Raw genomic sequence first — 12,087 nt, forward strand, 5'->3', positions numbered from 1 at the left:
CCATGATTCGTTTCGAGCAAGTCAGCAAGCGTTACTCTAATGGCCACATGGGTCTGGATAACCTGAGCTTTCATATCAAGGTCGGCGAGATGGTCTTTATCACCGGCCACTCTGGCGCGGGCAAAAGTACCCTGCTCAAGCTGATCATGTGCATGGAACGCCCGAGCTCCGGCCAGGTTCATGTGGGTGGCCAAAATCTGCGGGAGCTCAGTGGTGATGATATTCCCCATCTGCGCCGGCAGGTCGGCGTTGTTTTTCAGAACCATCAACTGCTGTTTGATCGCACGGTATTCGACAATGTCGCGCTGCCGCTGATCATCAATGGTACTCCGTCCGCCGAAGTCGGCCGACGGGTGCGTGCAGCCCTGGACAAGGTGGGCTTGCTGAGCAAGGAAAATCTGTATCCCATTGCGCTGTCCGGTGGCGAACAGCAACGGGTCGGCGTCGCTCGCGCGGTGGTGCACAAACCAGCACTGCTCCTGGCAGACGAGCCGACTGGCAACCTTGACCCAGCCCTGTCGGCAGAAATCATGAGCCTGTTCGAAGACTTCAACCGGGTAGGCGTTACCGTCATTATCGCCAGTCACGACTTGCCACTGATTGCCACGCTGGATCATCGCATGCTGACTCTGGATCAGGGTCGGCTGCTTCGGGACGGGGAATAGGCATGGCTGACGACAAGCAGAAAACATCGGCCAAGCGCGGCGCAAGAGCACCCAGTGGCGCCGCCCGCTCCCGTCATAGCTGGAAGCATTCGCTGCGCAGCTGGTTTGGCAGTCACCGCGACAGCGCGCGCCAGGCTTTTGATCGCTTGCGGCACAACCCGTTGAGCAGCGCGATGACGATCATGGTCATGACTATCGTGCTGGCCTTGCCCATGGGGTTGGCAGTGCTGATTGGGCAGGTTGAGCGGCTGGGTGTTGATTGGCAGCGTGCGGCGCAATTATCGGTGTATCTGCAGGACGTGAAGGGCGAAGCGGCAGACAGCCTGCTGGAACGCGTTATCGCTCTGGATCAGGTCGCTGACGCCCAGCTGCTGGATGCGGAACTGGCGCTCGCCGAATTCAAGCAGTATTCCGGCATGGGCGATGCGTTGGATCAGCTGGCCTATAACCCCTTGCCAGCAGTGATAGTTGTTACACCCGTCAGCATTGAAGGCGGCGCCTCGACCCTTGAACCCCTGCGCGACCGTTTGGCAGCGCTGGAGGGGGTAGATCAGGTGCAGATCGACCTGTTGTGGATTGAGCGTCTGACTCGCATTCTTGCCTTGCTGGAGCGTTTTACCGGTGGTCTCGCAGTATTGCTGGTGCTCGCCCTCTTGCTGGTGATGATCAATACCATTCGGCTGGCCATTGAGAGCAGGCGCGATGAAATCGTTGTGATCAAGCTCGTCGGTGGTACTGATGCTTTCGTGCGTCGGCCTTTTCTCTATATCGGCGTTCTCTACGGTTTGCTTGCGGGCTTGCTAGCCTGGGTCTTGCTTACCATTGGCATGGGCTGGCTGAACAGCGCAGTGCGAGAGGTAGCGACGCTTTACCAGAGTGATTTTGAGCTGGCTGGGATGCCGTCGGTCGACGGTCTGACGCTGGTTGCCGGCGCGATGCTGCTCGGTCTTGTCGGCGCCTGGCTGGCTGTCGGACGACACATAGCCGACATTCAGCCGGAATAAGGCGTGACATATCGTCGCTGTGCTGAACTTGGCCGAGCATTCACAGTCCTACCAAGCAGTGATACACTCCTGTGTCAAATTTTTGGAGTCCAAACATGAGCACTGCCTTGCAGCCCATCCACAATCTGGTTCCCGGTGCGAACCTGGAAGCCTATATCCAGACCGTGGGCAGAATCCCGATTCTCAGTGTGGAAGAGGAGCGCGAGCTGGCTGATCGTTTGTTCTACAACGAAGACCTGGAAGCGGCGCGGCAACTGGTCATGTCACATTTGCGTTTCGTCGTGCACATTGCGCGAAGCTATTCAGGTTATGGTCTGAACCAGTCAGATCTGGTTCAGGAGGGCAACGTTGGCCTGATGAAGGCGGTCAAGCGCTTCAATCCGGAAATGGGTGTGCGTCTTGTATCTTTCGCTGTGCATTGGATTCGAGCGGAGATTCATGAGTTTATTCTGCGTAACTGGCGCATTGTCAAAGTCGCGACCACCAAGGCCCAGCGTAAGCTTTTTTTCAACCTGCGCAGCGCGAAAAAGAAGCTTTCCTGGCTTTCCGAGGACGAAGTCAACGCCGTAGCGGCTGACCTTGGTGTAGTGACCCGTGAAGTTCGCGAAATGGAAAGCCGTCTTTATGGTCAGGACGTCGGCTTCGATGGTGCGCAGGATGATGACGACGATTCCATTGCCTACGCGCCAGTGCATTACCTTGAAGACAAGCGCTATGATCCGGCAACCCAGTTGGAAAGCTCAGACTGGACCGACAGTTCAGTTGCCCAGCTGCAGAACGGGCTGGAACAGCTCGACGATCGTAGCCGCGACATTCTTTATCAGCGCTGGCTGGCGGAAGAAAAAGCGACCTTGCATGAGCTTGCTGCCAAGTATCAAGTGTCGGCTGAACGTATCCGCCAGTTGGAAAAGAACGCTATGAACAAGCTCAAAAAAAACCTCGATAGCGAAACAGCCGCCTGATCAGGTTCTGCAGCTGATCGGCCACCGCAAAGGCATCCCTATGGATGCCTTTGTTGTGTCTGGTCCTAAACACAATTTATCTGGAGCAAAGAATGAGTATCCGACCCCGCGTTGGCATGGCGACCCTTTTCAGTCTGGTAGTAATCGGTTTGTTTTTGCTTGGCTCCTGGATTGTGCAGCAACGCGAACCCGAACCCATGCAGTGGCAGGAGCGTTATCAGCAAAGCATCTGGGGACCTTTGCGCGAAGGTGAATTGAACCTGGCTGACGTCGATGCACCTCTTGGCATCGGTCGTCTGTGGATGATCAGCGTCGAGGACGAGCCGTTGTTGGTCAGTCGCTACAGCATGCAAAGTGACGATCTCAACTGGCGTGTGCAGGCGGTGATCAAGCTGGATGCACAGCGTACCGAGAGTCTGGTTCAAGCCCAGGACTGGACAGCAGGCATGCGCGATCAATCGGTATCTCCGTCAGTTGGTGCGGCATTGGCGGGTGAGTCAGTTGAACGTATCAGTCTGATTCCCTCCGAGCCAGTCGCGGTTAAGCGGATTATTGCTACCCTGGGTGAACCCGACATGCGAATGGATGTGAGCGCAGGTAACCAGGCCTGGGTGTACGGCAGGGTCGGTGCAGTTGTTGCGGTCAGTGGCGATCAGGCTCACTCGATCATGTTTGGTTTGCAGGATGGCCGTTAAAGCGGTTGCGATCTGTTAGATATCTAGGCGGTTGCGCCAATATCGCAGTGTAAGCCATTCGGGTAGGGGTTGACCTTTCTGCATCTCGCGCAGGTAATGGCTGCCGCCAAGCTGGCGTGATTGCTGCTGGATCCACCGGGCGCGGCGCTGCACATGGGCGGGTGGGTCGGCTGCGCTCCATTCCCGGGGGTTGGGCAGCACCGCCGCCAGCAGGCTGGCCTGTCGGTCGGACAGATAACTGGCGCCCACACCGAAATGGTTCTGCGCAGCAGCCTCCACGCCAAATACCCCGCGATCCCATTCTGCGATATTCAGATAGACTTCCAGAATGCGCTGCTTGGGCCAAAACACCTCGACCCAGAGGGTGAACCAGACCTCCAGGCCCTTGCGCGGCCAGCTTCGTCCGGACCAGAGAAACTGGTTTTTGGCTACCTGCTGGCTAATAGTGCTAGCCCCCCGTACGCTGCCGCCGCGACTGTTGTGTTCGACTGCTGCCTTGATCGCCGCGAGGTCAAAGCCAAAATGCTCGGCAAATTGCTGATCCTCGGCGGCAATCACCGCAATCTTCATACTGTCGGGTATGCTCTGGTAGGGTACCCATTGCCGGCTGATCCGATAGGCAGTGTTATCGCCACGGTGTTCGAGCCAGCGCTCAACCATGAGTGCCGAGCCGGGAGAGGGCACCCAGCGCAGCAGGATGACCGGCAGCAGGCTGATCAGCATGAGAATCAGCAGCCACTTGGTGACCTTGAGCAATACTGTCTTGAACATTGACGGGTCCTTCCCAGCGTTGGCCCGCAGTATAGAACGGAGTAATCAGGCATGGCCAAACTATTGCTTTTGCTGGCGTCTTTCAGCGGCTTCACCGGTGTGGCCCTGGGCGCATTTGCTGCCCACGGCCTGCGCGATCGGCTACCAGACAACCTGCTGAGCGCGTTTCAGACCGGGGTGCAATATCAGCTTGTGCATACCATGGCACTCATCGGTATCGCCTTGCTATTGTTGCGCTGGCCGGAGAGTACATTGTTTCGTTTTTCCGGAGGGCTGTTTGTGCTCGGTATGCTGTTATTTTCCGGTAGTCTGTACGCCTTGGCCCTGACGGGTATCGACAAACTGGGCATCATTACACCCTTTGGCGGCGTGACCTTTCTGCTGGGTTGGTTGTGCCTGGGGTTAGGCGTCTGGCGGCAGCTGTGATGGCCGCAGATCATGGTCAGCCCTGACCTGATCGCGTTACAATAGCGTCTTTGAGATCCTACCAAAGCCAGCGAGAAGCCCATGCAGATTCAACTCAATGGTGAAGCCTGTTCACTCGACCGCGCCATGACGCTGACCGACCTGATCGAGCATCTGGGTCTGAGCGGCAAGCGCCTGGCAATTGAATTGAACCTGGAAATCGTACCGCGCAGCCAACATGCCGGTACCTTTCTGGCTGACGGCGACCGGGTCGAAATCGTCCACGCCATTGGCGGCGGCTAAACTGGCGGCAACTAACCTGCCCTGCGGAGCAATCATGACAGATCTGAATCAGGACGCTTTTACCATTGCCGGCGTGCAATACGGCTCGCGGCTGTTGGTAGGCACCGGTAAGTACCGGGATATGGACGAGACCCGCGCGGCCATTGAGGCCTCGGGTGCGGAGATCGTCACTGTCGCCATCCGCCGCAGCAACATCGGGCAGAATCCAGACGAGCCCAACCTGCTGGATATAATCCCGCCTGATCGCTACACCATCCTGCCCAATACCGCGGGTTGCTATACCGCAGAAGACGCCGTGCGTACTTGCCGTTTGGCCCGGGAGCTGTTGGACGGCCGCAATCTGGTCAAGCTGGAAGTGCTGGCCGATCAGAAAACCCTGTTTCCCAATGTGATCGAAACCATCAAGGCCGCTGAAATACTGGTCAAGGACGGCTTCGACGTCATGGTCTATACCAGCGACGACCCGATCATCGCCAGACAATTGGCCGAGATGGGCTGCGTGGCCGTCATGCCTCTGGCGGGTTTGATTGGTTCGGGCCTGGGTATCTGCAACCCCTATAACCTGCGCATCATTCTCGAGGAGGCCACTGTACCGGTGTTGGTTGATGCCGGGGTAGGGACTGCTTCCGATGCAGCGATTGCCATGGAACTGGGGTGCGCAGGGGTCCTGATGAATACCGCCATTGCCCATGCGCGCAAGCCGGTGCTGATGGCCGATGCCATGAAGCATGCCGTCCTTGCCGGTCGAGGCGCCTTCCTCGCCGGACGGATGGAACGCAAGCTCTACGCTAGCGCCTCTTCGCCGCTGGCCGGCACCTTTTTCTGAACAGTGCCGTCACTGACTTGTTCCGAACTCAAGCGCGATCCGCCATTGCCGATAACCGAGCCTGACATGACCGACAACCACGACCTGCCCGACACCGCCACTCTGCCTGACGGGACTGCCGAAGCAGGCCATCCCCGCCGCGCCATCCGCAGTTTTGTGATGCGCGCTGGGCGCATGACCGACGCACAGAAACGCGGAATCGACCTGGGTTGGCCGCGTTTTGGTCTGAATCTGGAAAACAGCCTGCTGAACCTGGATGCGCTCTTTGGTCGCGAAGCGCCACGGACTCTGGAAATTGGTTTTGGCATGGGCCAGTCCCTGCTGGAAATGGCCCAGGCTGCACCAGAGCATGATTTCATTGGCGTTGAGGTGCACCGCCCAGGGGTGGGCTCACTGCTTAATGGCGTACTCACGACCGGTATCGACAACTTGAGAGTGTTCGACTGCGACGCCATCGAAGTAATGAATGAGTGTATCCCCGACGGCAGCCTCGACCGTTTGCTGCTGTTCTTTCCCGACCCTTGGCACAAGAAAAAGCACAACAAGCGCCGCATCGTACAGTTGGCATTTGCCGAGCAACTACGCAGCAAACTCAAGATTGGAGGCGTTTTCCATATGGCCACCGACTGGGAAGCCTATGCCGAGCATATGCTGGAAATCATGAGTGTGGCACCGGGATACCGCAATCTGGCGTTGGACGACACCTATGTGCCGCGGCCGGAAGAGCGACCGATCACCAAGTTTGAGCGGCGCGGTGAACGGCTGGGGCATGGAGTCTGGGATTTGAAGTTTGAGCGGGTGGAGTAAATAGCTCAGCTGAAATCCTATTTGGTTGGGCTATTTAGCTGCGATAGTAGGCTGTTTCCCCACAGGTTCAGTCAACGAGTGACGCGTCACATTTCTTCATGGACCTGGCCATGGGCGAGCATGGCGAAGAGTCCTGTTCCACCCAGGATATTACCTACTAGTACCGGGCCAATATGGTAAATAAGGGCAGTAGAGATACGCATCTCTCCATTGAGCACCAAACTGAAAATTTCGTTCGACCCGGCGATTACATGGGTAAAGCCGCCCGCAGCGATCAACCAGGTAAACATCACGATAACCCATACTTCGGAGCCCTTCGCCGAGGGCAGCATCCACACCAGCGCGGCTATAAAAAATCCCGCAGGGATAGCGCGCAAAAAAGCTTCGGTGGGTGTTAGTTCTGAAACATGCCGGGATATGTCCATTATTGCAGCTAGCACTTCTGCCGGGATAACGCCCCCGTGCACGCTGATGGCAGCTGTCAGGAAGGTTCCAAACAGATTGGCCGTCAGCACAACGGCCCAAAGACGAGCAGTGAAGTAAAGCCGATCGCGGCTGGTCTGGGCCAGCACCGGCAGTACAACAGTGATGGTATTTTCAGTAAACAGCTGAAGTCGGCACAGAATGACCAGAACAAAACCGAAGGAGTAGCCAAGGCTTTCGATCAAGGTCAGATAAGGGTGATCCGAGCCAAGATGGGTGCGGATAATTCCCTGGGTAAGAACCGAAGTCGATATGCCAATGCCTGCTGCTACCCCGGACCACCAGAGTGAGGTTACCGGTCGTTTGAGTTCCTCTTCGCCCTCGCGCAGAATAACCGAATAGACGGTAAGCGCAGTCAGGTTGCCATGCTCGGCGACTGCTTCGCGCTCTTCAAGGCTCAGTGATTCTTCGCTCGGATTTTGTGGCGGATTCCTCGACTCGCGCGCCTTTTCCTCATCGCGAGCCATTTGTTCGCCACGGGTGTCGGTGGATTTTTTATTCGAGGGGGTTTTCTGGTTGACTTCTTTGTCCGTCATTCAACCGTCCCCTCAACATCCGATAAGCGTATAGAAATGATAGCTGACCAGGAAGAAATCGCGAACGCTTAGAAGGGCAAGCGAAAAAGAAGAGGCTGTTTAGGTCGGCTGCTGCTGCGAATCAGCGCAGCAGGACTGCACGAAACAGAGGACGGTAGCAGCGTCAAAATGCTCAGCAGGCAGCCCCGGGCGATAGTTGATTTCTTCGAATCGCCGGCTGTCGATCTCGTTTCGCAATCGTAAAGCCATCCATTGTTCAGAAAAAAGACGGGTACTTACCCGTGAGGCGCTACGCAGTTGCACGTCGTGGTGTCGTGGGTCAGCGGTGATAATTCCAAAGCGCTCCTGTACGCGAAGCGGCTCACCTTCAAGTACCTGAACGAAATAGCCGTCCAGAAACAGCAATGCACCGGTCAAATCAAATGCGCTGTTGCGGTTGTGGGAGACGCGAATGATGTCGTAGACGGTCCATGCTTCAACATCGGGCTGAGCGCAACTGATGTAGAGCAATCGTTCAAACAGGGCTCAGGATTCCTTTACAGCTGCGAGCGAGCGGTCGATTTTGATGCGATCAAAAGGAAAGTCACGCACGTAACTCACTGAAGAATAGCCTGTACCGAAATCATCCAACGCCACATGTACACCCAGATCGCGCAATTCGCGTAATGATGACAGCGCTTGTTGCGCGTCGGCCACAATCAAACTTTCAGTGATTTCTAGCTCCAGTCGGTGAGCAGGCATGCCGCTATCTTGCAACGCCCCAAGCACATCGCGCAGCAGGCTGGCATGCCGGAATTGTATTGACGATACGTTGACGGCTATGCGCACCGATGCCGGCCATGTCATGGTGTCCCGGCAAGCTTGCTCAAGCACCCAACGGCCGATGGGTACGATCAGCAGCATATCCTCAGCCAGCGAGACAAAGTCGAGCGGATTAATCATGCCGAGCCGCGGGTGACGCTGATGCAGCAGCGCTTCGACGCCACAAACGACATCAGTTATGGCGTTGACCTGAGCCTGATAAGTCAATTCGAGCTCTCCACGCCCGAGGGCCAGGCGCAGGTCCGCCTCAAGACTGCGCCGCGCGCGCATTTCGGCGTCCATTTTTGGCTCGAATAAACGCAGGGTACCGCGACCGTCGCTTTTGGCACGGTACATCGCCAGATCGGCGCTGCGCAGCAGGCTTGTGGTGTCAGCTCCTTTGGCGAGTTTCGTTGCTTAATAGGCTGCCTGTCAGATCAAACTTTATTCACCGACGTTTGCTCAAGATGAAGCCTGTTGTATCACCAGAACCACATGCTTTTTCATCATTGTCAGGTTGGATGCGACATAATGATCGGAATCAGTTTTTGCACGCCGAGATGAATCGTGACTAAAAAGAAAATTGCTATTATCGGAGGAGGGTTGGCTGGGGTTTACGCGGCTTACCGTCTCTATGGTCGGGGAATTGAGTTTGATCTGTTTGAGTCACGCGCTCGTCTGGGTGGACGTATCCTGTCCACAGAACCAGGGGGCTTTGATCTCGGGCCTTCGTGGTTCTGGCCAGACTTCCAGATTCGCATGCAGAATCTGGTGGCTGAACTAGGCCTGCCAACATTTCAGCAATACGAAGATGGGGACGCGCTGGTCGAGAGTCCAGCCACGGGCATACTGCGCAGACAAGGGTATCGCTCGGGCAACATCTCAATGCGGATTGAAGGGGGTACCGGCCGTTTGGTGCAAGCACTGGCGTCCTCTTTGCCGCAGGCGGCTGTTCACCTCGACGCTGCACTGATATCCGTTCACATGGAAGATCAAGATCTGCGCCTGGTGTTCTCTGACCACCATATCCAATCATCGCTTTATTCACAGCTCTGGCTGGCTATACCGCCTCGGTTGGCAGGTCGCGTTCACTTTACGCCCTCCTTGTCGCCAATCGCGCTTCAACAGATGGCCAATGTGCCGACATGGATGGCTGCCCATGCAAAGTACGTTGCACGTTATGCCAGGCCATTCTGGCGTGAGCAAGGCCTGTCGGGTGATGCGTTCAGCCATGTTGGTCCATTAGCCGAAATTCACGATGCCTGTAATGAGAGTGGGTCTGCGTTGTTTGGTTTTGTGGGTATCGACGCGGCTGGTCGTCAAGACATGGCTGCCTCGGATTTAAAGGCGCTGTGCCGTGAACAGCTGAAACGCTTATTTGGCGATGCAGCGGCTAACCCTATTGATGACTACATTTACGACTGGGCAACAGATCCATTCACCGCGACGGAAGAGGATCAGATTGCGCAGGGGCAGCATGGCCGTCATGAGCTAAGTCGAGCGCACCTGTCCGCATGGGGCGAAACACTGCATTTGATCGGCAGTGAGGCAGGTGGCGAGCAGGGCGGCTATATGGAGGGCGCACTGGAGGCTGTCGACAAAGCGTTGAGTGAGTTGAGCAAAAGCGTGCCCGGCGCTGTATTACCGCAGGGTGATTAGAAATCCATGCACAGTTGTTTTCGTCGAATGCAGCTTTTGGCCCCTCGTGTTGCCTGTTTTGAGATGCACCATCGGCTCAGCCTATGCCCGGATATACGCCTGAGTGAGGCAGCTGGCAGCTGTGAGCGGCGGGTCCTACACTGATGCCCATTTGCAGATCGCTATGGAGCTACATTATGTCTTATGAAACCCTCGACTATCAGGTGCGCGATGGCATCCTGACGCTGACTCTCAACCGTCCTGATCGTATGAATGCGTTCAACGCAGCGATGTGCCGTGAACTGATTGCGGCTTTCGATGCTGCCGACGCCGATGATGCGGTCCGGGTCGTGGTGATGACCGGTGCTGGCAAGGCGTTCTGCGCGGGCGCGGACCTGGAGAAGGGCGGTGATACCTTCAACCGTCACAAGCGCCAGAATGAACCTGAGGGCGACACGCTGCGTGACGGCGGCGGCATGGTTTCGCTGCGCATCTATGAGTGTACCAAGCCGGTCATTGGCGCATTCAACGGCGCGGCAGTGGGTGTCGGCGCGACCATGACTTTGCCTATGGATATTCGCATGGCGTCGACCAAGGCCCGTTTCGGCTTCGTCTTTGCCCGTCGTGGCATCACTATGGAAGCCTGCTCCAGCTGGTTCCTGCCCCGACTGGTGGGTCCTATGCAGGCTGCCGAGTGGGTCTATACCGGTCGCGTATTTGATGCCGAAGAGGCACTCAAGGGCGGTCTGATTCGCAGTATTCATGAGCCAGACGAATTACTGCCTGCAGCCTACGCCCTGGCCCGCGAGATTGCCGACAACACATCGGGCATGTCTACATTGCTCAACCGTCAGTTGTTGTGGCGCATGATGGGTGCGGATCATCCAATGGAAGCGCATAAGGTCGATTCCCGTGCGATCGCCTTCATGGGCGAGTCTGCCGATGCACAGGAAGGTGTGCAGTCATTTCTTGAAAAAAGGTCGCCGCAGTTCAAGCTCAGTCCGAGCAAGGATCGTCCGACATTTTACCCCTGGTGGAATGAGCGGCTCTTCAAGTAAGGACGTTTTTGCACTCAATACATTCTGGAGTTCTCTATGAGTCGTCACTTCGAGCCCGCTAACGGGCTATGTGAAAATCGCGATCCGGGTACCGAAGGCTTTGTCTTCAACCAGACCATGCTGCGGATTAAATCCCCCGACGCTACTCTGGATTTCTATACACGCATTATGGGCATGACGTTGGTCAAGAAGCTGGATTTTGAGCAGATGAGATTCAGTCTGTATTTTTTGGCCGCGATTGACAGTCATGATCTGGGACACTGGTCCAAGGATCCGAAGGAGCGGTTGGTACAGACCTTTGGACGCCCGGCCATGCTTGAGTTGACGCACAACTGGGGTACCGAGGATGACGCGGACTTTACCTATCACAACGGTAACGACGAGCCCAAGGGTTTTGGCCACATCGGCTTTGCGGTACCTGATCTGGCAGCGGCCTGCGCGCGGTTTGAAGAACTGGGTGTGAGCTTCGTCAAGCGCCCGCAGGATGGCAAGATGAATAATATTGCCTTTATCCGCGATCCAGACGGTTACTGGATCGAACTGTTCTCTCCGGGGGACTTGCCTGGGGTACTCGGCTAAGCAGGCAGACCATGCGGTGCGGGATAAGCGCGATAACGGGCTTCGCGTGACTCCTCAGTTCAGGTCTTGACCAATAAGCGTTCAAGAGCCGCTCTGGGGCCAGCCGGTATCGCGCAGGAGCTATTGCTTACGCGCTCGACGAACACATGTATAAAGCGGCCCACAGCGCAAGCCGCCTCTGTCCCCGCCTTGAACACCGCCAGTTCGTAGTGCACTGAGCTGTTGCCCAGTTTGGTCACGCGTACGCCGATTTCAATGGCGTCGGGAAAGGCGATGGGGGCGAAGTAGTCGCAACCCGAGCTAACCACAAAGGCAATCTGCTCGCCTTGGTGAATATCCAGTCCACCCTGTTCGATAAGCCAGCTGTTCACCGCGCTGTCGAAATAGTTGTAATACACCACGTTGTTCACATGGCCGTAGACATCATTATCGTGCCAGCGGGTGGTGATGGGGTGCAGGTAGGGGTATTCGTTGCGTTGGGGTTTGCTCGTCATCTTGATGTCTCTGTGCAGAGTCTGCAATTGAGGGTAACCAGATTAGTCGTCCGGCGCCCC

The 12,087-nt window shown here is 56.3% G+C and carries 16 protein-coding genes; 11 read left to right on the plus strand and 5 right to left on the minus strand.

The annotated features are described in order from the left end of the window. The first annotated feature begins 2 nt into the window (after positions 1–2). The 4 genes from ftsE (at position 3) to ACJAXR_RS11975 (ending at position 3,326) form a co-directional block, all read left to right on the plus strand. Entirely contained in the window at positions 3–665 is a 663-nt protein-coding gene (gene ftsE / locus ACJAXR_RS11960) for a cell division ATP-binding protein FtsE (RefSeq protein ID WP_415058503.1), read from the plus strand. 2 nt (positions 666–667) lie between these two features. Beyond that, positions 668–1,669, plus strand: coding sequence for a permease-like cell division protein FtsX (gene ftsX / locus ACJAXR_RS11965; protein ID WP_415058504.1), 1,002 nt, complete (start codon positions 668–670; stop codon positions 1,667–1,669). 95 nt (positions 1,670–1,764) lie between these two features. Further along, a complete protein-coding gene (rpoH, locus tag ACJAXR_RS11970) occupies positions 1,765–2,631 on the plus strand; it encodes an RNA polymerase sigma factor RpoH (protein ID WP_415058505.1) in 867 nt (288 codons plus the stop codon). Positions 2,632–2,723: 92 nt separating this feature from the next. Beyond that, positions 2,724–3,326, plus strand: a complete 603-nt coding sequence (locus ACJAXR_RS11975; protein ID WP_415058506.1) for a hypothetical protein — start codon at positions 2,724–2,726, stop codon at positions 3,324–3,326. A 15-nt stretch (positions 3,327–3,341) separates the two neighbouring features. Here the strand turns inward: ACJAXR_RS11975 and mtgA are convergent, their stop codons facing one another. Then, the gene (gene mtgA, locus ACJAXR_RS11980) at positions 3,342–4,097 is read right to left on the minus strand and encodes a monofunctional biosynthetic peptidoglycan transglycosylase (RefSeq protein ID WP_415058507.1); all 756 of its coding nucleotides are present in this window, start codon (positions 4,095–4,097) and stop codon (positions 3,342–3,344) included. Positions 4,098–4,148: 51 nt separating this feature from the next. On the opposite strand from mtgA, the gene ACJAXR_RS11985 reads away from it, so the two are divergent. The 4 genes from ACJAXR_RS11985 to trmB all read left to right on the plus strand — a co-directional run bounded on the left by ACJAXR_RS11985 (position 4,149) and on the right by trmB (position 6,438). Next, the gene (locus ACJAXR_RS11985; protein WP_415058508.1) at positions 4,149–4,523 is read left to right on the plus strand and encodes a DUF423 domain-containing protein; all 375 of its coding nucleotides are present in this window, start codon (positions 4,149–4,151) and stop codon (positions 4,521–4,523) included. A gap of 81 nt (positions 4,524–4,604) precedes the next feature. Next, positions 4,605–4,805 carry a sulfur carrier protein ThiS gene (gene thiS, locus ACJAXR_RS11990; protein ID WP_415058509.1) on the plus strand — a complete coding sequence of 67 codons (201 nt, stop codon included), beginning with the start codon at positions 4,605–4,607 and terminating at the stop codon, positions 4,803–4,805. A gap of 34 nt (positions 4,806–4,839) precedes the next feature. Beyond that, complete coding sequence (locus ACJAXR_RS11995) at positions 4,840–5,631, plus strand: thiazole synthase (RefSeq protein ID WP_415058510.1); 792 nt, start codon at positions 4,840–4,842, stop codon at positions 5,629–5,631. 66 nt (positions 5,632–5,697) lie between these two features. Next, positions 5,698–6,438 (plus strand): tRNA (guanosine(46)-N7)-methyltransferase TrmB, encoded by a 741-nt coding sequence (gene trmB / locus ACJAXR_RS12000; RefSeq protein WP_415058511.1) that lies wholly within the window; start codon positions 5,698–5,700, stop codon positions 6,436–6,438. Positions 6,439–6,524: 86 nt separating this feature from the next. Here trmB and ACJAXR_RS12005 read toward each other — a convergent pair whose 3' ends face one another. The 3 genes from ACJAXR_RS12005 to ACJAXR_RS12015 all read right to left on the minus strand — a co-directional run bounded on the left by ACJAXR_RS12005 (position 6,525) and on the right by ACJAXR_RS12015 (position 8,615). After that, the gene (locus tag ACJAXR_RS12005; RefSeq protein WP_415058512.1) at positions 6,525–7,457 is read right to left on the minus strand and encodes a formate/nitrite transporter family protein; all 933 of its coding nucleotides are present in this window, start codon (positions 7,455–7,457) and stop codon (positions 6,525–6,527) included. A gap of 99 nt (positions 7,458–7,556) precedes the next feature. Then, positions 7,557–7,967, minus strand: a complete 411-nt coding sequence (locus ACJAXR_RS12010) for a BLUF domain-containing protein (protein WP_415058513.1) — start codon at positions 7,965–7,967, stop codon at positions 7,557–7,559. A 15-nt stretch (positions 7,968–7,982) separates the two neighbouring features. After that, a complete protein-coding gene (locus ACJAXR_RS12015; RefSeq protein ID WP_415058514.1) occupies positions 7,983–8,615 on the minus strand; it encodes an EAL domain-containing protein in 633 nt (210 codons plus the stop codon). Between the two features lie 210 nt (positions 8,616–8,825). Between ACJAXR_RS12015 and ACJAXR_RS12020 the strand changes: the two genes are divergently transcribed. From ACJAXR_RS12020 to gloA, 3 genes are all read left to right on the plus strand, one after another. Continuing rightward, the gene (locus ACJAXR_RS12020) at positions 8,826–9,917 is read left to right on the plus strand and encodes a flavin monoamine oxidase family protein (protein ID WP_415058515.1); all 1,092 of its coding nucleotides are present in this window, start codon (positions 8,826–8,828) and stop codon (positions 9,915–9,917) included. A 176-nt stretch (positions 9,918–10,093) separates the two neighbouring features. Further along, positions 10,094–10,954 carry a crotonase/enoyl-CoA hydratase family protein gene (locus tag ACJAXR_RS12025; RefSeq protein ID WP_415058516.1) on the plus strand — a complete coding sequence of 287 codons (861 nt, stop codon included), beginning with the start codon at positions 10,094–10,096 and terminating at the stop codon, positions 10,952–10,954. Positions 10,955–10,990: 36 nt separating this feature from the next. Further along, on the plus strand, positions 10,991–11,533 hold the full coding sequence (gloA, locus tag ACJAXR_RS12030; RefSeq protein ID WP_415058517.1) for a lactoylglutathione lyase: 543 nt from the start codon (positions 10,991–10,993) through the stop codon (positions 11,531–11,533). A 59-nt stretch (positions 11,534–11,592) separates the two neighbouring features. On the opposite strand, the gene ACJAXR_RS12035 is transcribed toward gloA, so the two are convergent. Next, a complete protein-coding gene (locus ACJAXR_RS12035) occupies positions 11,593–12,027 on the minus strand; it encodes an acyl-CoA thioesterase (RefSeq protein WP_415058518.1) in 435 nt (144 codons plus the stop codon). Positions 12,028–12,087: the final 60 nt, after the last annotated feature.

It is taken from the genome of Halopseudomonas sp. (genome assembly GCF_047631575.1).
GTDB lineage: Bacteria > Pseudomonadota > Gammaproteobacteria > Pseudomonadales > Pseudomonadaceae > Halopseudomonas.

What these genes read in the sequence shown, in the direction of transcription:
- ftsE (WP_415058503.1), top strand. Translation starts at nt 3, where the DNA reads ATGATTCGTTTCGAGCAAGTCAGCAAGCGTTACTCTAATGGCCACATG.
- ftsX (WP_415058504.1), top strand. Translation starts at nt 668, where the DNA reads ATGGCTGACGACAAGCAGAAAACATCGGCCAAGCGCGGCGCAAGAGCA.
- rpoH (WP_415058505.1), top strand. Translation starts at nt 1,765, where the DNA reads ATGAGCACTGCCTTGCAGCCCATCCACAATCTGGTTCCCGGTGCGAAC.
- ACJAXR_RS11975 (WP_415058506.1), top strand. Translation starts at nt 2,724, where the DNA reads ATGAGTATCCGACCCCGCGTTGGCATGGCGACCCTTTTCAGTCTGGTA.
- mtgA (WP_415058507.1), bottom strand. Translation starts at nt 4,097, where the DNA reads ATGTTCAAGACAGTATTGCTCAAGGTCACCAAGTGGCTGCTGATTCTC.
- ACJAXR_RS11985 (WP_415058508.1), top strand. Translation starts at nt 4,149, where the DNA reads ATGGCCAAACTATTGCTTTTGCTGGCGTCTTTCAGCGGCTTCACCGGT.
- thiS (WP_415058509.1), top strand. Translation starts at nt 4,605, where the DNA reads ATGCAGATTCAACTCAATGGTGAAGCCTGTTCACTCGACCGCGCCATG.
- ACJAXR_RS11995 (WP_415058510.1), top strand. Translation starts at nt 4,840, where the DNA reads ATGACAGATCTGAATCAGGACGCTTTTACCATTGCCGGCGTGCAATAC.
- trmB (WP_415058511.1), top strand. Translation starts at nt 5,698, where the DNA reads ATGACCGACAACCACGACCTGCCCGACACCGCCACTCTGCCTGACGGG.
- ACJAXR_RS12005 (WP_415058512.1), bottom strand. Translation starts at nt 7,457, where the DNA reads ATGACGGACAAAGAAGTCAACCAGAAAACCCCCTCGAATAAAAAATCC.
- ACJAXR_RS12015 (WP_415058514.1), bottom strand. Translation starts at nt 8,615, where the DNA reads ATGTACCGTGCCAAAAGCGACGGTCGCGGTACCCTGCGTTTATTCGAG.
- ACJAXR_RS12025 (WP_415058516.1), top strand. Translation starts at nt 10,094, where the DNA reads ATGTCTTATGAAACCCTCGACTATCAGGTGCGCGATGGCATCCTGACG.
- gloA (WP_415058517.1), top strand. Translation starts at nt 10,991, where the DNA reads ATGAGTCGTCACTTCGAGCCCGCTAACGGGCTATGTGAAAATCGCGAT.
- ACJAXR_RS12035 (WP_415058518.1), bottom strand. Translation starts at nt 12,027, where the DNA reads ATGACGAGCAAACCCCAACGCAACGAATACCCCTACCTGCACCCCATC.